This window comes from Pseudomonas sp. Irchel 3F3 (assembly GCF_900187545.1).
GTDB lineage: Bacteria > Pseudomonadota > Gammaproteobacteria > Pseudomonadales > Pseudomonadaceae > Aquipseudomonas > Aquipseudomonas fortuita.
The window spans coordinates 68,266-94,131 of sequence record NZ_FYDS01000007.1; the positions used below are offsets into that span (position 1 = coordinate 68,266).

The following is a 25,866-nucleotide window of genomic DNA, read 5'->3' on the forward strand; positions in this document are numbered from 1 at the left end:
CCCGGCGGCAAAGATGATCAGGTATTGGCCTCCAGCCAGCCTTGCAGCAACAGGGCGGCGGCGATTGCATCGACCGGGTTGTCGCGGTAGCTGCCGCGCTGGCCGCCACGGGCCATGCGTTCGCCTTTGGCTTCGAAGGTGGTCAGGCGTTCGTCGTGGGTATGAACAGGCAGGTTGAAACGGCCGTTAAGGCGGCGGGCGAACTTCTCGGCGCGGGCGCTCATTTCGCTGGGTGTGCCGTCCATGTTCAACGGCAGGCCGACGACAATGGCATCGGGTTTCCACTCATTGATGAGCTTTTCCACCTGAGCCCAGTCCGGCACGCCGTTCTGCGCCTTCAGGGTGCACAGCTCGCGTGCCTGCCCGGTGATCACCTGGCCGACGGCCACGCCAATCTGTTTGCTGCCGTAGTCGAAACCCAGCAAGAGGCGTAGTTCGGCCATCAGGCGTGGCCCGCCTGGCTGGTCAGCAAGTGCAGGTTGATCCCCAGGCTGGCGGCCGCTGCTTCAAGGCGCAGGTCGCTGGCCCGGTCAAAGATGATTTGCGCGTCGAACGGGCAGTTGAGCCAGGCGTTATCGGCCAGTTCCGCTTCCAGCTGGCCCGCCTCCCAGCCGGCATAACCCAGTGTGATCAGGCTCTGTTTCGGGCCTACCCCTGCGGCAATCGCAAGCAACACATCCTGCGATGTGCTCAGTGACAGCCCTTCCAGGGCCACGGTGGCCTGGAAGCTGCATTCGCTGCTGTGCAGCACGAAGCCGCGATCGGTCTGCACCGGGCCGCCCTGGTAGATCGGCACCTGCAGGGTGCTGGCCGGCGGCGTTTCGTCCGGGCGCAGCTGCTCGAGGATGTCGGCCAGGCTCAGTTCCTGCGGCCGGTTGACCACCAGGCCCATGGCGCCATGTTCATTGTGCTCGACAATGTACGTGAGGGTCTGGGCGAAGTTCGGATCGGCCATGTGCGGCATGGCGATCAGGAACTGGTGCTTGAGATAGCTCGGGGCGAGGGTTTTCATGGGGATAGTGTGGCGCCAGGCGGCGAGGCTGACAAGGTGCGGATTTGTGTCGCTTGGTTGGCGGCTGTCTTGAGGTTTTTGGCGCTTATGAGATCGAGCGCCACCGCATATAGCAAGCCCTACACCGAGGCCCTGAGTCAGTTGCTGGACAAACGGTCCCCCCGGGCAAAGCGCCAGGTGCGGATGATCTCCAGCCGGTCAAACTCGGCCAAATCCCCGGTGAACGGTGCAAACGGCGCTGCCAGCCGCACGATGCGTTGCGCTGCCTGGTCCAGCACCTGCTGCCCGGACGATTCCAGTACCAGCACTTCGTACAGCGATCCATCGCGGTTGATCGACACCATCATGCGCAAGTTGCCGTAGATCTGTTGCCGACGTGCTTCGTCGGGGTAGTTCAGGTTGCCCACCCGTTCGACCTTCTTGCGCCACTCTTCCTTGTACCAGGCGCCCTTGTCGCGCATGGTCGAGGCGGCGTTCAGGCGGTGGATGCGCGGGCGCTTGGCGTACATCTGCTGTTCGTTGGACAGCTCCGCCTCCAGGCTGGCGATCTGGCTGGACAGCTGGGAGCTGTCGAAGTCTGGCGCGGGCGCCGCCGGCTTGGGCTGTGCCTTGCTTTCCTTGGGCTTGGGTTCGACCTTCTGCGGCTTGGGCGCAGTCGTTACTACCGCCGACTTTTGTGGGGTAGGGGGGGGTACCACCTCGGGCCTGGCGGCGGGTGGCGGGGTGATCTTGTTGATCTTGCTGTCCTGGAACGGCGCCAGTTCGGTGGTGGTGGGCACCGCTTTCTTGTCCAGCGTGCCGCTGCCCTGCTGGTTTTCCTGAGCCTGGAAATCGGCCTTCTCGGGCGCTTTCTCGCTCTTGAAGGTGGCCAGGGTGATGTCCATGGTGTGGCGGATTTCGGCAGGTTTGACCACGGTGAAGCCGACGCCAAGAATCAGCGCCAGGTGCACCAGGGCAGCCAGGAACAGGGTAAAGCCGAGCCGGTCCACCGGGCGAACACGGGGCGGCAGCAGGTCGGAGGGGATGTCAGCGGGCAGCGTCATCAGGTATCCAGCAACTGCAGGGCGGGGCAGCAGCTCAGTCGATTAGGACCGGCATCATACCCCACTCTGCGGTTTAGCTTCGCGTTGGCTGTCAGCGCGCCTTGAGCTTGCGATCAATGGCATCCATCAATTTGCCACCGATATCGGTGTTGTAGGCAGCATCGATCTCGCGGATGCAGGTGGGGCTGGTGACGTTGATTTCGGTGAGGTAGTCGCCGATCACGTCCAGGCCCACGAACAACAGGCCCTTCTCGCGCAGGGTCGGGCCGACCTGGGCGGCAATCCAGCGGTCGCGCTCGGTCAGCGGGCGCGCTTCGCCACGCCCGCCAGCGGCCAGGTTGCCACGGGTTTCGCCGCTGGCCGGAATACGCGCCAGGCAGTAGTCCACCGGCTCGCCATCAATCATCAGGATGCGTTTGTCGCCGTCCTTGATCGCCGGCAGGTAGGCCTGGGCCATGATCTGCTGGGTGCCCAGCGCGGTCAGGGTTTCCAGGATCACCGACAGGTTGGGGTCGCCAGCCCGGTGGCGGAAGATCGACGTGCCGCCCATGCCATCCAGTGGCTTGAGGATCACGTCAACATGCTTGGCCGCGAATTCGCGAATGATGTCCGGGCGGCGGCTGACCAGGGTTGGGGTGGTGCACTGCGGGAACAGCGTGGCGAACATTTTTTCGTTGCAGTCGCGCAGGCTCTGCGGGCGGTTGACCACCAGCACCCCTTCATTCTCGGCCTGCTCCAGCAGGTAGGTGCTGTAGACGAACTCCATGTCGAAGGGCGGGTCCTTGCGCATCAGGATCACGTCCAGCTCGGCCAGCGGGCTGTCCTGCTCCTCGCCCAGCTCGAACCAGTGCGCCGGGTCGGCAAACACCTTCAGCGGGCGCATGCGGGCGCGGGCCTTGCTTTCGCCCTGGTACAGGTCTTGCTGTTCCATGTAGAACAGGCTCCAGCCGCGTGCCTGGGCGGCCAGCAGCATGGCCAGCGAACTGTCCTTCTTGTAGGAGATGGACGCGATGGGGTCCATGACAATGCCGAGGCGAACGCTCATGGGGTGGTTCCTCTTGGCGGCAGGTGGCCGCGATGGCGAAAGAAAAGTGGCTCAGGGTGGCGCCGCGAACGCCGCCGGTCAAGGGGCGGCGCAGATGGAATGGCCACCCGGAGTATGCTAAAAGTGCAGCTAATTTCCATTGGTAGGCGTCTATGGAACAACCCCTGAAGGTGATGGTGATCGACGATTCGCGCACGATCCGCCGCACCGCCCAGATGTTGCTCGGTGAAGCGGGCTGCGAGGTGATCACCGCCAGCGATGGCTTCGATGCCCTGGCCAAGATCGTCGACCACCAGCCCAGCATCATCTTCGTTGATGTGCTGATGCCGCGCCTGGACGGCTACCAGACCTGCGCCGTGATCAAGCACAACAGTGCTTTCAAGGACACCCCGGTGATCCTGCTGTCGTCGCGCGATGGCCTGTTCGACAAGGCCCGCGGCCGGGTGGTCGGCTCTGATCAGTTCCTGACCAAACCGTTCAGCAAGGAAGAGCTGCTCGACGCGATCCGCGCCCACGTGCCCGGGTTTACCGCGCCTCCACAACACGCACCCTGACCGCGCCCCGCCATGGCACGGCCTTACTTTCCTGATGGGGAAACAGCATGGCCCGAGTTCTGATTGTCGACGACTCGCCGACAGAGATGTACAAATTGGCCGGATGGCTTGAAAAGCACGGTCATGAGGTGCTCAAAGCCAGCAACGGTGCCGATGGCGTGGCGCTGGCGCGTCAGGCAAAGCCCGATGCAGTGTTGATGGATATCGTCATGCCTGTTCTCAACGGCTTTCAGGCGACCCGGCAATTGAGCAAGGACCCCGAGACCAGCGCCATTCCAGTATTGGTCGTTACCACCAAAGACCAGGAAACCGATCGCATCTGGGCAAAACGCCAGGGTGCGAGGGGTTTCGTGACCAAGCCCGTGGAAGAAGACGACCTGATCGCCAAGCTCAAAGAAGTGCTGGGCGCTTGACCACCCGCCCGCAAGGCGCGTCGCTGACCGCCTTCGAGCTGTTGCTGGACATTGACCGGCGCTGCCGCCTGCTGGTTGCCGACCAACCGCCGCAAGACAACCGCCTGCAACAGTGGAGCGGTATCGGTTTTCGCATTGCCGGGCAGTGGTTTGTCGCGCCCATGGGCGAGGTGGCCGAGGTGCTGCGTGAACCGCGCAGCAGCCGCGTCCCCGGTGTGCAGCCATGGGTGTGCGGGGTAGCCAACCTGCGTGGCCGGTTGTTGCCGGTGATGGACCTGAGCAGCTTCTTCGGCCTGGGCCACGCCGCCCCGGGCAAGCAGCGGCGGGTACTGGTGCTGGACCACGAGGCCCTGTTCGTCGGCCTGCTGGTGGACGAGGTACTGGGCTTGCAGCACTTTGACCTGGACAGCCTGCAGCTGTCGCCGCCGCAGCCACTGCTGCGCGCCGCTGCTCGTTTTGTGCAGGGGCATTTCCCGCGTGAACGCAATTGGGCGATCTTCAGCCCCTTCGCCCTGGCCCAGGCGCCGGGCTTTCTCGATGTGGCGTTATAGGACCTGCGAACGTGAACAAGCCTGCCACCTCCGTTACCGCGACCACCGTGAGCCCGCGTACCCGCAGCATCGCGCAGATCACTGTGCTGTTTTTGATCCTGATCCTGTCGATCATCCTGTTGTTCGCCAACTTCGCGTACCTGAACACCCAATCCAATTACGACAAGCAGTACATCGGCCATGCCGGGGAACTGCGGGTGCTGTCGCAACGCATCGCCAAGAACGCCACTGAAGCCGCCACCGGCAAGGCCCTTGCATTCAAGCTGCTGTCGGATGCGCGCAACGATTTTGAGCGGCGCTGGGGCTACCTGCGCCAGGGTGACAAGTCCACCGGGCTGCCGCCCGCGCCGCCCACGGTGCGTGACGAGATGGAATCGGTACGCCGCGACTGGGAAAACCTGCGCAAGAACACCGACACCATCCTGGCCAGCGAGCAGACCGTGCTGTCGCTGCACCAGGTGGCGGCGACGCTGGCCGAAACCGTGCCGCAGTTGCAGGTGGAATACGAGAAGGTGGTTGAGATCCTGCTGCAAAGCGGCGCCCCGGCCAACCAGGTGGCGGTGGCCCAGCGCCAGTTGTTGCTGGCCGAGCGCATCCTCGGTTCGGTCAACACTGTGCTGGCCGGTGACGATGCCGCAGCCCAGGCGGCCGACGCTTTTGGCCGTGATGCCGGCCGCTTTGGCCAGGTGCTGGAGGGCATGCTCAGCGGCAACGCGGCAATCCAGATAACCCGCGTCGAAGACGCCGACGCCCGCGCGCGGCTGGCGGAAATCGCCGAGCTGTTCCAGTTCGTCGCCGGTTCTGTGGATGAAATCCTCGAAACCTCGCCCGAACTGTTCCGCGTGCGCGAAGCTGCCGGCAACATCTTCAGCCTGTCGCAAACCCTGCTCGACGAAGCGTCGCACCTGGCCAACGGTTTCGAGAACCTGGCCGGCGGGCGCACCCTCGATACTGTGGGCGGCTATGCCCTGGGCGTGCTGGCGCTGGCCTCGATCATTCTCATCGGCCTGGTCATGGTGCGCACCACCAACCGCCAGCTGCGCGAAACGGCGGAAAAGAACGAACGCAACCAGCAGGCGATCATGCGCCTGCTCGACGAAATTGAAGAGCTGGCCGATGGCGACCTGACCGTGACCGTATCGGTAACCGAAGACTTTACCGGCGCCATTGCCGACTCGATCAACTATTCCGTAGACCAGCTGCGCGACCTTGTGGCCACCATCAACCACAGCGCCGTGCAGGTGGCCGCAGCCGTGCAGGACACGCAAAACACCGCTCGCCAGCTGGCCAAGGCCTCCGAGCACCAGGCCGAGCAGATCAGCGAGGCCTCTGAAGCCGTCGGCGACATGGTCGAGTCGATCGACCGGGTATCCGCGCATGCCTACGAATCGGCCAAGGTGGCCGAACGCTCGGTGGCCATCGCCAACAAGGGTAACGAGGTGGTGCACAACACCATCAATGGCATGGACAACATTCGCGAGCAGATCCAGGACACCGCCAAGCGGATCAAGCGCCTGGGTGAGTCTTCTCAGGAAATCGGCGACATTGTCAGCCTGATCGACGATATTGCCGACCAGACCAACATCCTTGCCCTTAACGCGGCGATCCAGGCTTCGCTGGCCGGTGAGGCCGGCCGTGGGTTTGCCGTGGTCGCCGACGAGGTGCAGCGCCTGGCCGAACGCTCGTCATCGGCTACCCGCCAGATAGAGGCGCTGGTGCGCACCATCCAGGCCGACACCAACGAGGCCGTCATCTCCATGGAGCAGACCACCGCCGAAGTGGTGCGCGGCGCCCGCCTGGCCCAGGATGCCGGCGTGGCGCTGGCCGAAATCGAAGGCGTATCGCAGAACCTGGCCGACCTGATTCACAGCATCTCCGACGCTGCCCAGTTGCAGACCTCGTCGGCCGGGCAGATCTCACACACCATGGCGGTCATCCAGCAGATTACCGCGCAGACCTCCGCCGGCTCCGGGGCCACTGCCGACAGCATCCGCCACCTGGCCCGCATGGCCAGCGAGATGCGCCGTTCGGTGTCCGGCTTCACCCTGCCGCCACCTGCCGAGCCCAAGTGAAGCGCCGCGTTGAGGAAGTGACAATGGCATCTGTTGCTGTAAGCCCCGAGCGCCACGACACGGTGGCGCTGGCCTGGACCAAGGCTGCCATCCTCGACTGCCTGGGCCAGGCGCGTCAGGCGCTGGAGCGTTTCGCCGGCGAGCCAGGCGACCTGTCGATACTCGCCTTTGTGGTCGACAACCTGCACCAAGTGCATGGCTGCCTGCGCATGCTCGAGCTGCGAGGTGCGACGCGTCTGGCCGAAGAACTGGAGCTGTTCGCCAAGGCCATGGCCGACGGCCAGGTGAGCCCACGGGGTGATTGCCTGGGTGCGCTGTTCCGGGGCCTGGAGCAGTTGCCCTCATACCTTGAGCGCTTGCGCGGTGCCCGCCACGACCTGCCATTGGTGATGCTGCCGCTGCTCAACCAGTTGCGCGCCTGCCGTGGCATCGAGCCGCTGGCCCAGGCCAGCCTGATCAGCGGTGCTGCGCAGCGCTTTGCCGGCTCTGACGACCTGGCCAACCTTGACCTCTCGCTGGGCAACTGGCGCGAACAGTTGCAGGCCGGGCCGGGCCGCGATGCCCTGCGCTCGGTGGTGACCGCACTGTGCGACGACCTTATGCGCATCAAGGAGCGCCTGGACCAGTTCGTGCGCAGCGACCGCCAGCACAGCGAGCAGCTTGATGCCCTGCTGGCGCCGCTGCGCCATGTGGCTGATACGCTGGCTGTACTGGGCTTCCAGCAACCACGGCGGGTGATCATCGACCAGGTGTTGGCGCTGCAGGCCCTGGCTCAGGGCGAACGAGCCGTGGACGACGCGGTGTTGATGGATGTAGCGGGCGCCTTATTGTATGTGGAAGCCTCCCTGAATGGCATGGTCGGCCCACTGGAGGAAAACGGCCAGGCCGGCCTGCCAGGCTCGGACCTGGCCGAGATACGCCAGCTGGTGCTGAACGAATCGCTGAACGTGTTGCAGCAGGCCAAGGACCTGATCGGTGACTATGTGGAGTCCGACTGGCCCCGGCAGCGCCTGCAGCCCTTGCCAGGGCTGTTGCAGCAGGTTCGCGGGGCCTTGGCCATGTTGATGCTGCCCGCCGTGGCCGAGCTGCTTGCCGGCTGTGCAAGCTATGTGCAGCGTTGGTTGCAGCACCTGGAGGAGGAGCCGCCTGCCGACGAGCTGACCCACCTGGCCGAGGCCCTCAGCGCCGCTGAATGCTACCTGCAGTGGCGGGTGGCCGACCCGCTGGCGGATGGCCAGCCGTTCATCGACATGGCGTGTGCCAGCCTGGCGGCGTTGGGTGTGCACTGTGCGCAGGCGGATGCCCGAGCGGGCCTGGATGCCAATGGCGATGGCATCGATGACGAACTGCGCGAGGTGTTTCTCGAGGAAGCGGGCGAGTTGCTGCCGGAAATCGAGCGCCACTGGCTGCGCTGGCGTGCCGATAACCAGCAGCGCGGGGCGCTGGGGGAAGTGCGCCGTGCGCTGCATACCCTCAAAGGCAGTGGCCGCATGGTGCATGCCGAGGCGGTGGCCGAACTTGCCTGGGGCGCCGAGCACCTGCTGAACCGGGTGCTGGAGGGCCGCAGCGCGCTCAGCCCGGAAGGCGTGGTGGCCCTGCAACAGGTGTTCGTCCATTTGCCCGATCTGCTGGCGGACTTTGCCACCGGCCAGCTGCCGCAATTGACCGAAATCGAACAACTGGCCGGGCACCTGCATGCCCTGGCTGAAAACGATGCACCGGCGGCCAGTATCGATGGCCTTGAGCCGCAGTTGCTGGATATCTTCCGCAGTGAGGCGCAGGGCCACCTGGCCAGCCTTGATGATTTCCTGCAGGGCGCCGACGGCCACGACACGCCGGTCAGCGATGGCCTGCAACGTGCCCTGCACACGCTCAAGGGCAGTGCTGCCATGGCCGGGGTGATGCCGATCGCTGAGCTGGCCACCGCCTTCGACCGCCTGGCCCGTGAATACAAGGGCCATCAGTTGCCACTGCAAATGGCCGAGATCGAATGGCTGGAAGCCGCGCGCTCGCTGTTCCATCTGGGCCTGGCGCAACTCGACAGTACACCACTGGCCGCCATCCCTGGCGCCGCGGAGCTGATCGAAGCGGTTGGCCAGGCAGTCGATAGCCGCCTGGCCAGCGGGCATGACGACCCGCAGCATGCCCGGCGTAGCAAGCGCGACCCGCAGCTGGTTGCCAGTTTTCTGGCCCAGGCCATGGACATTCTGCTTGATGCCGAGTCGTTGTTGTCGCGCTGGCAGCAACAGCCCGGCCAGCGCGACGCGCTGGATACCCTGCTCGACCAGATGACCAGCCTGGGCCATGCCGCGCACCTGGCCGACTTGTGGCAGATGGATGACGTGTGCGAGGCCTTGCTCGATCTGTATGGCGCCGTGGAAGAGGGCAGCCTGCCAGCCGATGCACGTTTTTTCGCCCACACGCAGCGGGCCCATGAGGCACTGCTGGACATGCTCGACGAAGTAGCGGCGGGGCAGGACATCGTGTCACGCCCGGAACTGGTCGATGGCCTGCGCACGCTGCTGGACCAGGCATTGGCACCGGATGCCACCGGCCTGGTGGGCATCGACAAGGTGACACCGCTGCACCCGGACATGGACCTGAGCGGTACTTTGGGGCTGTCGCATGACCCTTCGCTGCCAGAGGTGGGTGAGCCACTGCCAGACGAGCCGGAAAGCCCAGGCGAAGAGTTGCTGGAAGTGTTCCTCGAAGAAAGCTCGGACATTGTCGAGAGCGCCGCTGCCGCCCTGGCGCGCTGGCAGGCCGACCCGCGTAGCAGCGTCGAGGTGGACAACCTGATGCGCGACCTGCACACCCTGAAGGGTGTGGCGCGCATGGTTGAAATTGCCCCCATCGGTGACCTGGCACACGAACTGGAATTTCTGTACGAGCTGCTGGCTGCCGGGCGTTTGCCGCCGAGCCCGCCACTGTTCGCGCTGTTGCAGAATTGCCATGATCGCCTGGCGCACATGCTGGATGCCGTACGCCTGGGGCAGCCGTTGCATGCGGCCACGGCACTGATCGACTATATCCGTAACTTCAGCAGCGCGGCCCTGACCGACAGTGCGGCCGGCCAAGGGCCTGTCGAGGCAGCCGCCAGCGAGTTGCCGGCGGCAGCGCCAGAGCGGGCCGCAGGCGACATGGTCAAGGTTGATGCCGAGTTGCTCGATGACCTGGGCAACCTGGCTGGCGAGCACTCGATCATTCGTGGGCGCATCGAGCAGCAGGTCAACGATGCGCAGTTCGCCCTCAACGAGATGGAAACCACCCTGGAGCGCATGCGCGACCAGTTGCTGCGCCTGGATAACGAGACCCAGGGGCGGATCTCCAGCCGGCAGCCGTTCGAAGGCGATGCCTACGACGACTTCGATCCCCTGGAAATGGACCGCCATTCGCAGTTGCAGCAATTGTCGCGGGCCTTGTTCGAGTCTGCCTCGGACTTGCTCGACCTGAAGGAAACCCTGGCCCAACGCGCCCAGGAGGCCTACAGCCTTCTGCAGCAGCAGGCCAGGGTGAACAGCCAGTTGCAGGAAGGCCTGACCGCCACTTTGATGGTGCCCTTCGAACGCTTGGTGCCACGCCTGCAGCGTGTGGTGCGGCAGGTGGCCAGCGAACTGGGCAAGCAGGTGGAACTGGTGGTCGGCAACGCCGAGGGCGAACTGGACCGCAGTGTGCTCGAGCGCATGGTCGCACCGCTGGAGCACATGCTGCGCAACGCTGTCGACCATGGCCTGGAAAGCCGCGAAGCACGGCTGGCCGCTGGCAAACCGGAGCAGGGCACCATCCACCTGAATTTGCTGCACGAAGGTGCCGATATCGTTATCGAAATGACTGACGACGGTGCCGGTGTGCCACTCGACGCGGTACGGCGCAAGGCCATCAAGCGCGGCCTGCTGGATCCGCACGCAGACTTGAGCGATCACGAGATCCTGCAGTTCATCCTGCGCCCGGGGTTTTCCACCGCCGAGAAGATCACCCAGATTTCCGGGCGCGGTCTGGGCATGGACGTGGTGCACGAGGAGGTCAAGCAGCTCGGTGGCTCGATGAGCATCGAGTCGGCCCAGGGCAAGGGTGCACGCTTCTTGATCCGGCTGCCGTTCACCGTATCGATCAACCGTGCGCTGATGGTGCACCTGGGCGAAGAGCAGTACGCCATCCCGCTCAATACCATCGAGGGCATTGTCCGCGTGCCGCCGGCAGAGCTCGCAGCGTGCTATCAGCTGGACACGCCGCGCTATGTCTACGGCGGCCACGAATACGAGCTGCGTTACCTGGGCGAGTTGCTGCAAGGTGTGCCGCGCCCCGCGCTGCTGGGGCAGAGCGTGCCGTTGCCAGTGCTGCTGGTGCATTCCAAGGAGCAGTCGTTCGCCATCCAGGCCGACAGCCTGTCGCCCAGCCGCGAGATCGTGGTGAAGAGCCTGGGGCCACAGTTCGCTGCGGTGGCCGGGTTATCGGGGGCGACATTGCTGGGTGACGGGCGGGTCGTGCTGATTCTCGACCTGCTCGGCCAGCTGCGCGGCCAGCAGCGGCGCCTGGCACGTTTGCCCGGCGGCGAAGCCCAGCGCCAACTGCTCGGCCCGGCGCCGCGGCGTGCGTTGCTGGTGATGGTGGTGGATGACTCGGTGACCGTGCGCAAAGTCACCAGCCGCCTGCTGGAACGCCACGGCATGAGCGTGCTGACGGCCAAGGACGGGGTTGATGCCATGGCCCTGCTGGAAGACCACCGCCCCGACGTGTTGCTGCTGGACATCGAAATGCCGCGCATGGACGGCTTCGAGGTGGCCACACGCATTCGCCGTGACGAGCGGCTGAAAGACCTGCCCATCATCATGATCACCTCGCGCACCGGGCAGAAGCACCGCGACCGTGCCATGGCCATCGGCGTCAACGAATACCTGGGCAAACCGTACCAGGAGTCGCTGCTGTTGCAGAGTATCGCCCATTGGAGCCAGCCCCATGCTTGAACTGATTTCCGGCCAGCGCAGCAGCCTGACCGGGCTGTTGCTGCCTTTGGGTGATCGCACCCTGGTGCTGCCCAACGTAGCGGTGGCTGAGTTGAGCGGGCAGCGCAACCTGGTGTGCCAGCCTGGCGACCCCGCCTGGCACCTGGGCTGGATCGACTGGCGGCAGCAGCGCCTGCCGCTGATCGGCTTCGAGGCGGCGTGTGGGGGTGAAACCCCGTGCGGTGAGCGGGCCCGGGTAGTCGTGCTCAACGCACTGGGTGATACCGGCCTGCGCTACCTGGCGCTGTTGCTGCAAGACATCCCGCGCTCGTGCAAGCTCGACAGCCAGCTGAACTACGTGGACGTGGCGCTGGGCAGGCTGGAGCTGGCGGCGGTGCAGGTGGGCGAGCAGGTGGCTCGGGTGCCGGACCTGGTTGCACTGGAAAGGCTGGTGCGTGACGCGGATCTGCAACCTGACCTTGGCTAGGATGATGCTTGTGCGGGCCTCTTCGCGGGCAAGCCCGCTCCCACAGGTACACCACTGACCTTGAGTCCTGTGCATTACCTGTGGGAGCGGGCATGCCCGCGAAGAGGCCATCAGCATCACATCAGGAACCCAGCCCACCTGAAGAGGTCTGTGTTTGCATGTATTACGGTGAACGCTTCAATGCCTGGACCCACCTGGTCGGTGCTGTCCTGGCCTGTATCGGTGCCATCTGGCTGATCGTGGTCGCGGGCCTGCAAGGGGACCCGTGGAAGATCGTCAGTTTCTCCATCTACGGCAGCACCCTGCTGTTGCTGTACAGCATTTCCACCCTGTACCACAGCACCCGCGGGCGGGCCAAGGTAATCATGCGCAAGCTCGATCACCTTTCTATCTACCTGCTGATCGCCGGCAGTTACACGCCATTCTGCCTGGTCAGCCTGCGCGGCCCCTGGGGCTGGAGCCTGTTCGGCGTGGTCTGGGGGCTGGCGGTGATCGGTATGCTGCAAGAGATCAAGCCGCGTTCCGAGGCGCGGATCCTGTCGATCATCATTTATGCCGTGATGGGCTGGATCGTGCTGGTGGCAGTGAAACCGTTGCTGCAATCGCTGGGCAGCGCCGGCTTTGCCTGGTTGGCCGCCGGCGGGGTGTTCTACACCGTGGGCATCATCTTCTTCGCGCTCGACAGCCGCTTGCGCCACGCTCACGGCATCTGGCACCTGTTCGTGATTACCGGCAGCCTGCTGCATTTCGTGGCGGTGTCGTTCTACGTGCTCTAGTCAAAAGTCGCCCCACAGTTGCTGTGCCACCGACAGCGCCACAACGGGCGCAGTTTCAGTGCGCAGCACGCGCGGGCCGAGGCGGGCGGCGTGGAAGCCGGACGCTTTGGCCTGCTCGACTTCGGCCTCGCTCAGGCCGCCTTCGGGGCCGATCAGAAACGCCAGGGTCGCAGGTTTTTCGTGGCTGGTAAGCGGCTCGGCCACCGGGTGCAGGACCAGTTTCAGGTCCGCCTTGGTGCTGCCCAGCCATTCGGCCAGGGTCACGGGTGGGTGGATGACCGGCAAGGTAGAACGACCGCATTGTTCACAGGCGCTGATTGCCACTTGCCGCCAATGGGCCAGGCGCTTGTCGGCGCGCTCGTCTTTCAGGCGCACTTCGCAGCGCTCGCTGACGATCGGGGTGATTGCATTGGCGCCCAGCTCGGTGGCCTTCTGGATCGCCCAATCCATACGCTCGCCGCGGGACAGGCCTTGGCCGAGGTGCACGTGCAGCGGTGAATCGGCCTGGCCGGCAATGGCCCGGTCAAGGTTGACGCGTACGGTTTTCTTGCCCACTTCAAGCAGCTGACCGAGGTATTCCTGGCCGCTGCCGTCGAATAGCTGCACGGCGTCGCCGGGGGCCATGCGCAGTACGCGGCCGATGTAGTGGGCCTGGGCTTCAGGCAGGTCGTGCTCGCCAAGGCTCAGGGGGGCGTCGATGAAGAAGCGGGACAGTCTCATGGGTTTGCTCGGTAAATAGAGAGACACAGATCCCCTGTGGGAGCGGGCGTGCCCGCGAATCAGGCGCTGCGGTGCCTGGCAAGGGCTTCGCCCTTGTTCGCGAGCACGCTCGCACCCACAGGAAAAGTGGTGTGGCGAATTGCCGGGCTAGCCCGGGTCGCGGAAATCGGGGTGGAAGTTGGCCGGCACGGCAACACTGACGCTGTCGCGGGTGGCGATGTCGATGCCTTCGCTGGCGACCTCGGCAAGGAAATCGATCTGCTCAGGGGTGATCACGTACGGTGGCAGGAAGTACACCACGCTGCCCAGCGGCCGCAGCAAGGCGCCGCGGGTCAGGGCATGCTCGAACACCTTCAGGCCGCGACGCTCCTGCCAGGGGTAGGCCACCTTGCCAGCCTTGTCCTGAACCATTTCGATAGCCAGGGCCATGCCGGTCTGGCGGATTTCGGCAACGTGAGCATGCTCGGCCAGGTGCGCAGTGGCGGTGGCCATGCGCGTGGCCAGGGCCTTGTTGGCTTCGATCACGTTGTCCTGCTCGAAGATATCCAGGGTCGCCAGCGCCGCAGCACAAGCCAGCGGGTTGCCGGTGTAGCTGTGCGAGTGCAGGAACGCGCGCAGGGTCGGGTAGTCGTCATAGAACGCCTGGTAGACCTTGTCGGTGGTCAGGCAGGCGGCCAGCGGCAGGTAGCCACCGGTCAGGGCCTTGGACAGGCACAGGAAGTCCGGGCGGATACCGGCCTGTTCGCAGGCGAACATCGTGCCGGTGCGGCCAAAGCCCACGGCGATTTCGTCGTGGATCAGGTGCACGTCATAGCGGTCGCAGGCCTCGCGCAGCAGCTTGAGGTACACCGGGTGGTACATGCGCATGCCGCCGGCACCCTGGATCAGCGGCTCGACGATCACGGCGCTGATCGAGGCGTGGTGTTCGGCCAGGGTCTGCTCCATGGCGGCGAACATGTTGCGCGAATGCTCCTCCCAGCTCATGCCCTCGGGGCGCAGGTAGCAGTCGGGGCTAGGCACCTTGATCGTGTCCAGCAGCAACGCCTTGTAGGTTTCGGTGAACAGCGGCACATCACCTACCGACATGGCGGCGATGGTTTCGCCGTGGTAGCTGTTGGTCAGAGTGACGAAGCGCTTCTTGCCCGGCTTGCCGACGTTCTGCCAGTAGTGGAAGCTCATCTTCAGCGCCACTTCGATACACGACGAGCCGTTGTCGGCGTAGAACACCCGGTCAAGGCCGGCCGGGGTCATGGCCACCAGGCGCTCGGACAGCTCGATTACCGGCTGATGGCTGAAACCGGCCAGGATCACGTGCTCCAGTTGGTCGACCTGGTCCTTGATGCGCTGGTTGATGCGCGGGTTGGCGTGGCCGAACACATTGACCCACCAGCTGCTCACCGCGTCCAGGTAGCGCTTGCCTTCGAAGTCCTCAAGCCACACGCCTTCGCCGCGCTTGATCGGGATCAGCGGCAGCTGCTCGTGGTCTTTCATCTGGGTACAGGGGTGCCACAAGACCTTGAGGTCACGTTGCATCCACTGATCGTTGAGGCCCATGGGCACTTCTCCTGGCTTTGCGGCGTGGTTCGACCGCGTAAGCCTAAGCAATGCCGCAGGGCAGGACAACCGCTGCCTTTCAATGACGTTGGGTGCCGGTCCATTCCAGCCGGCGGATGTGCACGGTTCCGGCCTGCGAAGTGGAGATGGTCAGGCGGCGGAAGGGGCCGTCGATCACCTGGTGGTAGGGGTACGTGGCAATGGGGCCGGGGCGCAGGTCGCTAAACCCGCTGCCTTCCACTGTGAGCCAGTAAAAGGTGCGCGGGACCGGGGCGACCAGGTCGTAATCAACCCTTTCAGCATCGAACAACATGTGCAGGTCGTCGCAGAGAAAGTCGCTGACTACGTAGTATTCCAGGCGCAGGCACTCGACTTCCTGGGCGAAGACGATTTCTACGTCGCTGTGTTCACCGATGACCAGTTCGGTACCGTCTTCACCCTTGAACGCTTCATGAAAGCCGGTCCAAGAGGTGCTGTTGGAGCGGATACTTAGGCCGGAGGCTGTATGAAGCGTTTTTTTGTGCCATAGAAACTGCCGTTCGACGTGTTGGAAGTGCTCCTCGAAGATCATGCGCATGCCCTCCTGGCGGGGCTTCTGGCCAGTTTCGCCAGCTTCGCCTGCCGCCGTGTGACATGGCTACTGGCAAAAATGTCAGTTGCCAAAAGGACTTGATGTCACTGCGCTGGCAGGGCCGGCGGAGCTGACGTATTCTTAACGCATCTCTCTCGGGGCATTCCTGCCTCTCCCTGTTTCTGTAACCTCTGACTCGGAGTTCGCCGACATGGCTGCTGCTTGGGTGCGCCTGTGCGCGTTGGTATTGATTGGTGTCACCAGCGGCGCCGCGCTGGCAAAGGACAAGACGCCCACGGCGATTGTCGTGGGTGGCGGCCTGGCTGGCCTGACGGCAGCCTATGAGCTGCAGGAAAAAGGCTGGCAGGTGACCCTGCTGGAGGCCAAATCGGGCATGGGTGGGCGTTCGGGCCTGGCCACCAGCGAGTGGATCGGCAATGCCAAGGCGCAGCCGGTGCTCAACCATTACCTGGACCGTTTCAAGCTTGAAACACTGGCGGCACCGGAGTTCGTGCGTACCCCTGGTTACCTCATCGACGGTGAGTACTTCAGCGCCACCGACCTGGCCACCAAGCAACCGGCTACCGCCGAAGCGCTCAAGCGCTACGAGAAAACCCTCGATGACTTGGCCCGTTCGATCGATGACCCGCTGAACCCGCAGGCAACCAGCACGCTGTTCGCACTCGACCAGATCAACGTCTCCACCTGGCTGGACAAACTGCAACTGCCGGCCACTGCCCGTCAGCTGATCAACCAGCAGATCCGTACCCGTTACGATGAGCCGTCGCGTCTGTCGCTGCTGTATTTCGCCCAGCAGAACCGAGTGTACCGTGGTGTCAGCGACCGCGACCTGCGTGCCGCGCGCCTGCCCGGTGGCAGCCCGGTGCTGGCCCAGGCCTTCGTCAAGCAGCTGAAGACCATCAAGACCAGCTCACCTGTCACTGCCATCGTCCAGGACAAGGATGGTGTGACGGTCAAAGTTGGCAGTGTCGGCTACCAGGCGGATTACCTGGTCATGGCCGTACCACTGCGCGCCCTGGCCAAGATCCAGATGACTCCAGGCCTGGACAACCAGCATCTGGCGGCGCTTAAAGGCACCAATTATGGCTGGCGCGACCAGCTGATGCTCAAGTTCAAGAAGCCCGTGTGGGAAAGCCGCGCGCGCATGTCGGGCGAAATCTTCAGTAATACCGGCCTCGGCATGCTGTGGATCGAGCCCGCGCTCAAGGGCGGCGCCAACGTGGTGATCAACCTTTCCGGCGACAATGCCCGCCTGCTGCAGGCGTTTGGCGACAAGCAGATGGTCGACCAGGTGCTGATCCGCCTGCATGCGTTCTACCCGCAAGCCCGCGGTGCCTTTACCGGTTACGAGGTGAAGCGCTACAGCACCGATGCTGGTACTGGCGGCGCGTACCTGGCCTATGGCCCAGGGCAGATCAGCAAGTACTGGCGCCTGTGGGAGCGCCCAGTGCAGCGCATCACCTTTGCCGGTGAGCACACCGACGCCCTGTACCCAGGCACCCTGGAAGGCGCCCTGCGCAGTGGCCAGCGTGCGGCCAGCCAGGCGCAGGACCTGCTGGCCGGCAAGTCGTTCGACCCCGCCAAGGCGGTGCCGGTTGCGGCGGCAGCGGCAGCCGGTGCAGCGGCCACCAAGGACAGCAAGGGCGGGTTCTTCTCCAATATGTTTGGTGGTTCGTCCGATAAGGGCGACAAGGCTGACAAGGCGCCGGTCAAAGCTGAGCCTAAGCAGCCCGAAGAGGCCAAGCAGGACAAGCCAGGCTTCTTCAAACGCCTGTTCGGTGGGGCGCAAGCGCCAGAGGTGAAGGCTGAGCCAATCGCCAAAGCTGAGGAAGTGGCGCCGGCACCTGCGCCTGCTCCACAGGCCGCGCCGGCCCCGGCAGCGCCTGCGCCTGTAGCCAAGGAACCGGCTGCCAAGCCTGCGGCAACCAAGGCCGCCCCGGCCAAGCATGCCCCGGCGCACAAGCCAGCTCCCAAGCCTGCCGAAACCAAGAAGGCGACAGCCAAATCCGAGCCGACCAAGAAACCTGTGGCCAATAACCAGGCCAAGGCTGGCTGATTGATCGAAGGTGCTGGCTGCTCCCTCAGAGTCACGCTAACTCCCTGAGTTAGCGGGGACTCTGTGGGAGCGGGCTTGCCCCGCGAACACCGGCAAAGCCGGTGCCAGACACCGCATGCCCTCCTTCGCGGAACAAGCCCGCTTCCACAGCAGCTTGCTTGTTGCCGGTGTTCTCCCCGACTATCGTTAATGTTTCCTTAATGGGAAGCTTACACAATACATATCTGATTTCTCGATAATCCGAAGCAATTTTTTCCGCTTTTATTCGATACGTTACGCGGTAGTCTGTGCACAGCTTCCACGGAGAAACACGCCAACATGCAACTGCGCAATTCACCTTCTCGCTACGGCGTGGTCAGCATCATCCTGCACTGGGGCGTGGCGCTGGCAGTTTTCGGCCTGTTCGGCCTCGGCCTGTGGATGGTCGGCCTCGACTACTACAGCCCTTGGCGCAAGGCCGGCCCGGACCTGCACAAGAGCATCGGCCTGGTGCTGCTGGCGGTGATGCTGTTGCGGGTAGTCTGGCGTTTCATCAGCCCGCCACCACCGGCACCTGCCAACCACGGCGCGGCCACACGGCTAGCGGCCAAGCTGGGCCATCTGGCGCTGTACCTTGGCCTGTTTGCGGTGATGGCTGCCGGTTACCTGATTTCTACCGCTGACGGCGTCGGCATATCGGTGTTTGGCCTGTTCGAAGTACCGGCACTGGTCAGCGACCTGCCTGATCAGGCAGATGTGGCTGGCGTGATTCATCTGTGGCTTGCCTGGGGCCTGGTGATTTTTGCCGTGCTGCATGGCCTGGCAGCGCTCAAGCACCATTTCATCGACCGTGACGCGACCCTGACCCGCATGTTGGGCCGCAAAGCTTGACTCTCAACCTCAATTGCATAGGAAGGAAATAAGGATGTTGAAAAAGACTTTTGCCGCTCTGGCGCTCGGTACCGCTCTGCTTTGCGCCGGCCAGGTCATGGCTGCCGAGTACAAGATCGACAAGGAAGGCCAGCACGCGTTTGTCGACTGGAAGATCAGCCACCTGGGTTACAGCTTTATTCACGGTACCTTCAAGGATTTCGACGGCAACTTCACCTGGGATAGCGCCAAGCCTGAAGCCAGCAAGATCAGCGTCGACCTGAAAACCGCCAGCCTGTGGTCGAACCATGCCGAGCGTGACAAGCACATCGCCAGCGCCGACTTCCTCGACGTGAAGAAGTATCCTGAAGCCAAGTTCGTCTCCACCGCCGTCAAGTCGACTGGCGACAAGACTGCTGACGTGACCGGCGACCTGACCCTGCACGGCGTGACCAAGCCGGTCACCTTCAAGGCCACCTTCAACGGTGAAGGCAAGGACCCATGGGGTGGTGAGCGTGCTGGTTTCAACGCCACCACCACCCTTAACCTGAACGACTTCGGTATCAAAGGCCCAGGCCCGACTTCGCAGACCCTCGACCTGGATATCAGTGTCGAAGGTGTGAAGCAGAAGTAAGCATTGCCTTGGCAATAGAAAACGCCGCCCATTGGGCGGCGTTTTCATTTCCCGTTCAGGGCCCTGACAGGGCCGCTACAGGCTGCCTCTGGCTTAACCTTTTCGGGTCAACAGGGCGGGACGCTCACCGCGCGGGCGGCTCGGCAGATCATCCAGTTGCTCAGGCGTCGGGAAACGGTCGAGCTTGGACTCCTTGCGGATGATCACCGGCTGTTTTTCCGGCTGGCGCGTGTTGCGCACGGCCGGCTCTTGCCGGGCAGCATCGTCACGGGCCGGGCGGCCACGGCCACCGCCATCACGGCGAGCACCACCGTTGTTATTGCGCGGCGGGCGCTTCTCACCGTTTGCAGTGCGTGGCTGGCCGCCATTGCGAGCCTGACCACCGCCACCGTTGCTACGCGGGGCAGCACCTCCTTGGCTCTGGCCTGCACCAGTACCGCCGCCAGGACGACGGTTACGTCCCTGGTTCTTGCCTTGGTACGGGCTGACGTAATCGGCGCGGTTACCGAAGTTGTCGACTTCGTCATCCAGGAACTCATCCGGGGCACGGTCGGCTGGCGGCTTGGGCACGCTGTTCTGGCTGGCCTGCTGCTGGCGCGGCTTGTTGTCACGCGGCTTGCGTTGCTGCGGCTTGTCGCCGGACTTTTCCTTGTCTGCAGGCTTGCCGGCCGCTGGCTGCTTGGCCTTGCCTTTATCCTTGCCTTTGTCCTTGCGGCCACCGTTGGCGTCTTTGCCACCTTCGCCGCGGGGCTGGTTGCGACCGCCACGGCCGTTGTTCTGCGGGCGTTCGCGTACTTCCGGTTTTTCGGCTTCTACCTGGCTGGCGTCGAAGCCCATCAGGTCGCCGTCCGCGATCTTCTGCCGGGTAACCCGCTCAATGCTCTTGAGCAACTTCTCTTCATCTGGCGCGACCAGCGAAATGGCCTCGCCCGAGCGACCGGCGCGGCCAGTACGGCCGATGCGGTGCACGTAATCTTCCTCAACATTCGGCAGCTCAAAGTTGACCACGTGGGGCAACTGGTCGATGTCCAGGCCGCGGGCAGCGATGTCGGTGGCGACCAGTACGCGGACGCTGTTGGCCTTGAAGTCGGCCAGGGCCTTGGTGCGGGCGTTCTGGCTCTTGTTACCGTGAATCGCGGCAGCGGTCAGGCCTTGCTTTTCCAGGTACTCGGCCAGACGGTTGGCGCCGTGCTTGGTACGGGTAAACACCAGTACCTGTTCCCAGGCACCCAGGGTGATCAGGTGTGCCAGCAGCGCACGCTTGTGGCTGGCAGGCAGGCGGTAGACACGCTGCTCGATACGTTCGACAGTGGTGTTCGGCGGCGTGACCTCGATACGCTCCGGGTTATGCAGGAGCTTGTCGGCGAGGTCGGTGATGTCCTTGGAGAAGGTGGCCGAAAACAGCAGGTTCTGGCGCTTGGATGGCAGGCGCGCCAGTACCTTCTTGACGTCGTGGATGAAGCCCATGTCGAGCATGCGGTCGGCTTCGTCGAGCACCAGGATTTCCACATGGGCCAGGTCGACCTTGCCTTGGCCGGCCAGGTCGAGCAGGCGGCCCGGGCAGGCAACCAGCACGTCAACGCCCTTGGCAATCGCCTGGACTTGCGGGTTCATGCCAACGCCGCCGAAGACGCAGGCGCTGACCAGTGGCAGGTCACGGGCATAGACCTTGAAGCTGTCGTGCACCTGGGCTGCCAGCTCCCGGGTTGGGGTCAGGACCAGCACGCGAGGCTGGCGAGGGCCGTGGCGCTGCGACTTGTCGGGGTGACCGGCGGGGAACAGGCGCTCGAGAATCGGCAGGGCGAAGCCGCCGGTTTTACCAGTACCTGTCTGAGCGGCAACCATCAGGTCGCGGCCTTGCAACACGGCGGGAATCGCCCGCTGTTGCACGGGGGTCGGCTGGGTATAGCCCGCAGCCTCGATAGCGCGGACAAGAGCCTCGGAGAGACCGAGGGAAGCAAAGGACATGGGCGATCCTGTTCTCGTGTGGGCTGGGCCCGTTGGGATGTTCTGCCTGGCGCGACGGGCATCGGTGGGATGCGATCGCGTCCGGTCCAGCTGGGCTTTCACTGCACATCCGGGAAACGGAGGGTGACGCGAAGGTGCGTCGGTGCCGATCGGGATGCCTGTTACGAGGCCGAGCGTCCGGGCGTGAGCCGGGCGGGAAGGCCCGAGTATAACAGAGCTATCGCGCTGTGCTGCTTTCCTGCTGCTCAACGGCGTTGAGAATGTTTCCGATGTCGCCTGTGTAACGGTGGCTGATGGCGGCAAAGGCCGGCTCGTGCTTGAACCGCTGCAGTTCTTCGGCAAAGGCCAGGGCCAGTGTTTCGCGCCCTGGCTTGCGCACCAAGCCCAGGTACTGGGCTTGGCGGCTGATTGCCAGCGGGAGTTCCTCGACTTGTTGTTCAAGGCCCAGACGGCGAATCAGGTAATGCCCGACCACGCGGTCGGTGATTGCCAGGTCGATACGGCCCAGCAGCAGTTTGCCGAAGTTGGCTTCCTGCGTTGGCGCGGCTTCACGCCGAAAATGGGTCGCCTGGTTGAACGCGTCGCCATAGGCGTAGCCGGGCGAGGTGCCGACGGTGAGGCCCGCCAGGTCCTTGAACCCGGCCACGGCATGGCGGCGTGCGCGGGCCTGAAACAGCACGAACTCGACCTCCGACATGGGCTCGGGGGCGTACACCAGATAGGGCCGCCGCGTCTCGCTCTGGAAGATGTCCAGAATACCGTCGGCCAAGCCTTTCTCGATCATTGCCAGGCAGCGCTTCCATGGCAGGAACTGCCATTCCACCTCAACCCCAAGGCGTTTGAATACCTCGGTGGTGACTTCGTAGTCGATACCGAGGGGCTGGCCCTCGTGCTGATAAATGTAGGGCGCCCAGTCATCGGATACCAGGCGCAGGCGCTCGCCCAGAGCCAACGGGCTCAGGCAGGCGAGCAGCAGGATCCAGAACAGGCGGGCGACGAGTGGCATGGCCGCAGATTACGCGCTCGGCCGATTCAAGGCCAGCACAGGGCTGCTCAAGCCTGGGAAGACCTCAGCAAATATGCCTCGACATCTTTGCGCCGTTCGCCCAGCGACAACCGCAGCCCCGGGTGACGCAGGTATTGACGTAGCCGCTCGGGTGCCATACGGCCATGGCGTGCATGGAGGTTTTCCAGGGCTTTGTCCCACCAGGCCGGCGCGCAGGCGCGGTCGAATTCATTGGGATAGGGGTAGCAGCCATAGAGCAATTCGCGCGCAAACTGGCGCTCGTGGCTGGGCAGGGTCAGGCTCAGTGCCTTGTAACCCAAGCGGTGCAGGGTAGGGGGGCGCGGCAGTTGGTCGTTGACCAACGCAACGTCAGCCAGCGCTTCGCCGCCCAATGGGTCGTGGCCGTGCTTGCGCAGCCAGGCTTGGATCTTGGCACGGAACTGGGCTTTGCGGCTCCAGTAGTGGTGGATGACGTCGGTACACTCGGCCACCTCCAGTTTGCGGTATGCCGCCACTGCCAGGCAGAACTCCTCAAGGGTATAGGCCTCGCGAGCCAAGGGGTAGAACTCGTCCATCATGTCGATGGAGCGGTCCAGGGTGCCGGCGTCCTCGGCTGTGAGGCCAATTACCCCAGAGTTGACCAGTGGCATCTGGCAGTCGGCCAGGCCCCGGGTTTGCAGGATGGACAGCAGGTTCCGGTACAGCAGGCACTTCTGGTTTGCGCCATAGCGCGGGCCGATGGCATTGCACAGCAGCTTGCCTGGGGCCACTCGGGCGAACAGGTGCAGCGGCGATGTGCGGAAGAAGGTATCGGTGTCGATCAGCACTGCCAGCGGGTGTTGTTGTAGCACCTGGCGAAGCAGCACATGCTTGCTGCGAAAATGATAACCGTGAGGAGCGTTCCATGCCTGGCGCGTGGCTTCGTCCAGCAAGTGGACAGTGACGGGCAGCTTGGCGTAGGGCTGTGGGTTGTCGGTGTACACCTGGATGCCAATGGCATCGGCTGCTGTCGTCCCCAAGTGGGCGAGGGCGCTGACAATGCTGAAGCAGGCTTCCTGATGATAGGTTGCCGGGCCAAAAGCCAGGTAGACAAGCTGTGGGCGCGATGGCTGGGGATGCTGCATGGCTGGCAAGACCTGTATACCCGAAAATGATTAAGGCTTTAGTCTATGACCAAAGCCTTAATCATTTCTTAAGCAGACTTTGCCAAAAAGTTTCAGCGCGGCAGCTTCAGGTTGTTCCAGATCGCCAGGCTTGGGTCGGCCTGGTTCAACGTGTAGAAGTGCAGGCCCGGTGCGCCGCCTTGCAGCAGCTGTTCGCACATGCGGGTAATCACTTCTTCGCCGAATGCCTGGATGCTGGCGGTGTCGTCGGCATAGGCTTCCAGCTGCTTGCGGATCCAGCGCGGGATTTCGGCGCCACAGGCGTCGGAGAAGCGCGCCAGCTTGCTGTAGTTGGTGATCGGCATGATGCCGGGTACCACCGGGATGTCCACGCCCAGCTTCTGTGCGCGCTCGACGAAGTAGAAGTAGCTGTCGGCGTTGAAGAAGTACTGGGTGATGGCGCTGTCGGCGCCCGCCTTGACCTTGTGCACGAAGTTGGCCAGGTCGGTTTCAAAATTACGAGCCTGCGGGTGCATTTCGGGGTAGGCGGCCACTTCCAGGTGAAAGTGGTCAGCGGTTTCCTGGCGAATGAACTCGACCAGGTCGCTGGCGTAGCGCAGTTCACCACTGGCCATGCCCATGCCGGAGGGCAGGTCGCCACGCAGGGCGACGATGCGCTTGATGCCGGCAGCCTTGTATTCCGCCAGCAAGGCGCGCAGGTCGTCCTTGGAGTCGCCCACGCACGACAGGTGCGGTGCGGCCGGTACCTTCACTTCGCTCTCCAGCTGCAGCACGGTGTTCAGCGTGCGGTCGCGGGTCGAGCCACCGGCACCGTAGGTGCAGGAGAAGAAGTCCGGGTTGTAGGTGGCCAGCTGGCGAGCGACGCCCATCAGCTTTTCGTGACCGGCGTCGGTCTTGGTCGGGAAGAACTCGAAACTGTAGCGGCGTTCTTGTGACATCACTCGTTCCTCAAGCAGCCTGCTTCAAGCGGCAGGCTGCAAGTAAAAGCCAGGGCGGTGTGGGCCGGCCTGGCTTGGGCATCGTTGCGAAGCGTTGCCTGCGACTACTTAGTAGCGGTAGGCGTGCGGCTTGAACGGGCCTTCGACGGTCACGCCGATGTAGTCGGCTTGCTGCTTGGTCAGCTTGGTGACCACGCCGCCGAAGCCGCGGACCATTTCCAGGGCCACTTCTTCGTCGAGTTTCTTCGGCAGTACTTCAACGGTCAGGCGCTCGGCTTTCTGCTCGGCCGACAGGTCGGCGTACTTCTGCTCGAACAGGAAGATTTGTGCCAGCACCTGGTTGGCGAACGAACCGTCCATGATGCGGCTTGGGTGGCCAGTGGCATTACCCAGGTTGACCAGGCGGCCTTCTGCCAGCAGGATCAGGTAGTCGTCGTTCTGCGGGTCGAAGCTGCCAGCGCCGGTGCGGTGGATCTTGTGCACCTGCGGCTTGACCTCTTCCCAGGCCCAGTTCTTGCGCATGAAGGCGGTATCGATCTCATTGTCGAAGTGGCCGATGTTGCAGACCACGGCACGCTTCTTCAGGGCCTTGAGCATGTTGGCATCGCAGACGTTGACGTTACCGGTGGTGGTGACGATCAGGTCGATCTTGCCCAGCAGGGCCTTGTCGATGCTGGCTTCGGTGCCGTCGTTGATACCGTCGATGAACGGCGAGACCAGCTCGAAGCCGTCCATGCAGGCCTGCATGGCGCAGATCGGGTCAACTTCGGTGACCTTGACGATCATGCCTTCCTGACGCAGGGACTGGGCCGAGCCCTTGCCCACGTCACCGTAGCCGATCACCAGCGCTTGCTTGCCCGACAGCAGGTGGTCGGTACCACGCTTGATGGCGTCGTTCAGGCTGTGACGGCAGCCATACTTGTTGTCGTTCTTGCTCTTGGTGACCGAGTCGTTGACGTTGATCGCCGGGACTTTCAGCTCGCCCTTGGCCAGCATGTCCAGCAGGCGATGCACGCCAGTGGTGGTCTCTTCGGTTACACCGTGCACGCGGTCCAGCACTTGCGGGTATTTCTTGTGCAGCAGCTCGGTCAGGTCACCACCGTCGTCGAGGATCATGTTGGCGTCCCATGGCTGGCCATCCTTGAGGATGGTCTGCTCCAGGCACCACTCGTACTCTTCTTCGGTTTCACCTTTCCAGGCGAATACCGGGATACCGGCGGCGGCGATCGAAGCGGCGGCCTGGTCTTGAGTAGAGAAGATGTTGCAGGACGACCAGCGCACTTCGGCACCCAGGGCAACCAGGGTTTCGATCAGCACGGCAGTCTGGATGGTCATGTGGATGCAGCCCAGGATCTTCGCACCCTTGAGCGGTTGCTCGGCCAGGTACTTGCGACGCAGGCCCATCAGCGCAGGCATTTCCGATTCGGCAATGATGGTTTCGCGACGGCCCCAGGCGGCCAGGGAGATGTCAGCGACTTTGTAATCGGTAAAACCAGCAGGCATGTTTGCAGCGCTCATGAGAGCCTCCA

Annotated in this window: 22 protein-coding genes; 10 read left to right on the plus strand and 12 right to left on the minus strand. The window is 63.6% G+C overall.

Annotated elements, in window-relative coordinates:
• Positions 1 to 17 precede the first annotated feature (17 nt).
• The 4 genes from ruvX to gshB form a co-directional block, all read right to left on the minus strand.
• The gene (ruvX, locus tag CKW35_RS16425; protein ID WP_016489546.1) at positions 18 to 443 is read right to left on the minus strand and encodes a Holliday junction resolvase RuvX; all 426 of its coding nucleotides are present in this window, start codon (positions 441 to 443) and stop codon (positions 18 to 20) included.
• The gene (locus tag CKW35_RS16430; protein WP_016489545.1) at positions 443 to 1,012 is read right to left on the minus strand and encodes a YqgE/AlgH family protein; all 570 of its coding nucleotides are present in this window, start codon (positions 1,010 to 1,012) and stop codon (positions 443 to 445) included. Before CKW35_RS16430 ends, ruvX begins: the two co-directional genes overlap by 1 nt.
• 137 nt (positions 1,013 to 1,149) lie before the next feature.
• Entirely contained in the window at positions 1,150 to 2,055 is a 906-nt protein-coding gene (locus CKW35_RS16435; RefSeq protein ID WP_016489544.1) for an energy transducer TonB, read from the minus strand.
• Between the two features lie 91 nt (positions 2,056 to 2,146).
• Positions 2,147 to 3,100 (minus strand): glutathione synthase, encoded by a 954-nt coding sequence (gene gshB, locus CKW35_RS16440; protein WP_060516883.1) that lies wholly within the window; start codon positions 3,098 to 3,100, stop codon positions 2,147 to 2,149.
• A gap of 152 nt (positions 3,101 to 3,252) precedes the next feature.
• On the opposite strand from gshB, the gene CKW35_RS16445 reads away from it, so the two are divergent.
• The 7 genes from CKW35_RS16445 (at position 3,253) to CKW35_RS16475 (ending at position 12,896) form a co-directional block, all read left to right on the plus strand.
• Complete coding sequence (locus CKW35_RS16445; RefSeq protein WP_016501972.1) at positions 3,253 to 3,654, plus strand: PleD family two-component system response regulator; 402 nt, start codon at positions 3,253 to 3,255, stop codon at positions 3,652 to 3,654.
• 47 nt (positions 3,655 to 3,701) lie between these two features.
• On the plus strand, positions 3,702 to 4,067 hold the full coding sequence (gene pilH, locus CKW35_RS16450; RefSeq protein ID WP_016489541.1) for a twitching motility response regulator PilH: 366 nt from the start codon (positions 3,702 to 3,704) through the stop codon (positions 4,065 to 4,067).
• Entirely contained in the window at positions 4,064 to 4,618 is a 555-nt protein-coding gene (locus CKW35_RS16455; RefSeq protein ID WP_016489540.1) for a chemotaxis protein CheW, read from the plus strand. The genes pilH and CKW35_RS16455 overlap by 4 nt, the downstream gene beginning before the upstream one ends.
• Before the next feature lie 47 nt (positions 4,619 to 4,665).
• On the plus strand, positions 4,666 to 6,690 hold the full coding sequence (locus CKW35_RS16460; protein ID WP_224372594.1) for a methyl-accepting chemotaxis protein: 2,025 nt from the start codon (positions 4,666 to 4,668) through the stop codon (positions 6,688 to 6,690).
• Between the two features lie 23 nt (positions 6,691 to 6,713).
• A complete protein-coding gene (locus tag CKW35_RS16465) occupies positions 6,714 to 11,654 on the plus strand; it encodes an Hpt domain-containing protein (RefSeq protein ID WP_070086475.1) in 4,941 nt (1,646 codons plus the stop codon).
• On the plus strand, positions 11,647 to 12,120 hold the full coding sequence (locus CKW35_RS16470) for a chemotaxis protein CheW (RefSeq protein WP_016489537.1): 474 nt from the start codon (positions 11,647 to 11,649) through the stop codon (positions 12,118 to 12,120). Before CKW35_RS16465 ends, CKW35_RS16470 begins: the two co-directional genes overlap by 8 nt.
• Before the next feature lie 158 nt (positions 12,121 to 12,278).
• On the plus strand, positions 12,279 to 12,896 hold the full coding sequence (locus CKW35_RS16475; protein ID WP_070086476.1) for a hemolysin III family protein: 618 nt from the start codon (positions 12,279 to 12,281) through the stop codon (positions 12,894 to 12,896).
• Here CKW35_RS16475 and CKW35_RS16480 read toward each other — a convergent pair whose 3' ends face one another.
• The 3 genes from CKW35_RS16480 to CKW35_RS16490 form a co-directional block, all read right to left on the minus strand.
• Positions 12,897 to 13,616: a 16S rRNA (uracil(1498)-N(3))-methyltransferase gene (locus CKW35_RS16480; protein ID WP_023048334.1), complete on the minus strand. Its 720-nt coding sequence runs from the start codon at positions 13,614 to 13,616 to the stop codon at positions 12,897 to 12,899.
• A 147-nt stretch (positions 13,617 to 13,763) separates the two neighbouring features.
• Entirely contained in the window at positions 13,764 to 15,170 is a 1,407-nt protein-coding gene (locus tag CKW35_RS16485; RefSeq protein WP_095116407.1) for an adenosylmethionine--8-amino-7-oxononanoate transaminase, read from the minus strand.
• Between the two features lie 79 nt (positions 15,171 to 15,249).
• On the minus strand, positions 15,250 to 15,741 hold the full coding sequence (locus CKW35_RS16490) for a hypothetical protein (protein WP_016489533.1): 492 nt from the start codon (positions 15,739 to 15,741) through the stop codon (positions 15,250 to 15,252).
• Positions 15,742 to 15,952: 211 nt separating this feature from the next.
• Here CKW35_RS16490 and CKW35_RS16495 point away from each other — a divergent pair, with 211 nt between their 5' ends.
• The 3 genes from CKW35_RS16495 to CKW35_RS16505 all read left to right on the plus strand — a co-directional run bounded on the left by CKW35_RS16495 (position 15,953) and on the right by CKW35_RS16505 (position 19,301).
• A complete protein-coding gene (locus CKW35_RS16495; protein WP_095116409.1) occupies positions 15,953 to 17,818 on the plus strand; it encodes a flavin monoamine oxidase family protein in 1,866 nt (621 codons plus the stop codon).
• Between the two features lie 318 nt (positions 17,819 to 18,136).
• Positions 18,137 to 18,688 carry a cytochrome b gene (locus CKW35_RS16500; protein WP_095116411.1) on the plus strand — a complete coding sequence of 184 codons (552 nt, stop codon included), beginning with the start codon at positions 18,137 to 18,139 and terminating at the stop codon, positions 18,686 to 18,688.
• 34 nt (positions 18,689 to 18,722) lie between these two features.
• Positions 18,723 to 19,301 carry a YceI family protein gene (locus CKW35_RS16505; protein WP_095116413.1) on the plus strand — a complete coding sequence of 193 codons (579 nt, stop codon included), beginning with the start codon at positions 18,723 to 18,725 and terminating at the stop codon, positions 19,299 to 19,301.
• Positions 19,302 to 19,394: 93 nt separating this feature from the next.
• Here CKW35_RS16505 and CKW35_RS16510 read toward each other — a convergent pair whose 3' ends face one another.
• The 5 genes from CKW35_RS16510 to ahcY form a co-directional block, all read right to left on the minus strand.
• Positions 19,395 to 21,269 (minus strand): DEAD/DEAH box helicase, encoded by a 1,875-nt coding sequence (locus tag CKW35_RS16510; protein WP_095116415.1) that lies wholly within the window; start codon positions 21,267 to 21,269, stop codon positions 19,395 to 19,397.
• A 217-nt stretch (positions 21,270 to 21,486) separates the two neighbouring features.
• Entirely contained in the window at positions 21,487 to 22,275 is a 789-nt protein-coding gene (locus CKW35_RS16515) for an ABC transporter substrate-binding protein (RefSeq protein ID WP_016489528.1), read from the minus strand.
• Positions 22,276 to 22,322: 47 nt separating this feature from the next.
• Positions 22,323 to 23,399 carry a hypothetical protein gene (locus tag CKW35_RS16520; protein WP_095116417.1) on the minus strand — a complete coding sequence of 359 codons (1,077 nt, stop codon included), beginning with the start codon at positions 23,397 to 23,399 and terminating at the stop codon, positions 22,323 to 22,325.
• Between the two features lie 92 nt (positions 23,400 to 23,491).
• Positions 23,492 to 24,337, minus strand: a complete 846-nt coding sequence (gene metF, locus CKW35_RS16525) for a methylenetetrahydrofolate reductase [NAD(P)H] (protein ID WP_023046975.1) — start codon at positions 24,335 to 24,337, stop codon at positions 23,492 to 23,494.
• Between the two features lie 108 nt (positions 24,338 to 24,445).
• The gene (ahcY, locus tag CKW35_RS16530) at positions 24,446 to 25,855 is read right to left on the minus strand and encodes an adenosylhomocysteinase (protein WP_016489525.1); all 1,410 of its coding nucleotides are present in this window, start codon (positions 25,853 to 25,855) and stop codon (positions 24,446 to 24,448) included.
• Between the last annotated feature and the right edge of the window lie 11 nt (positions 25,856 to 25,866).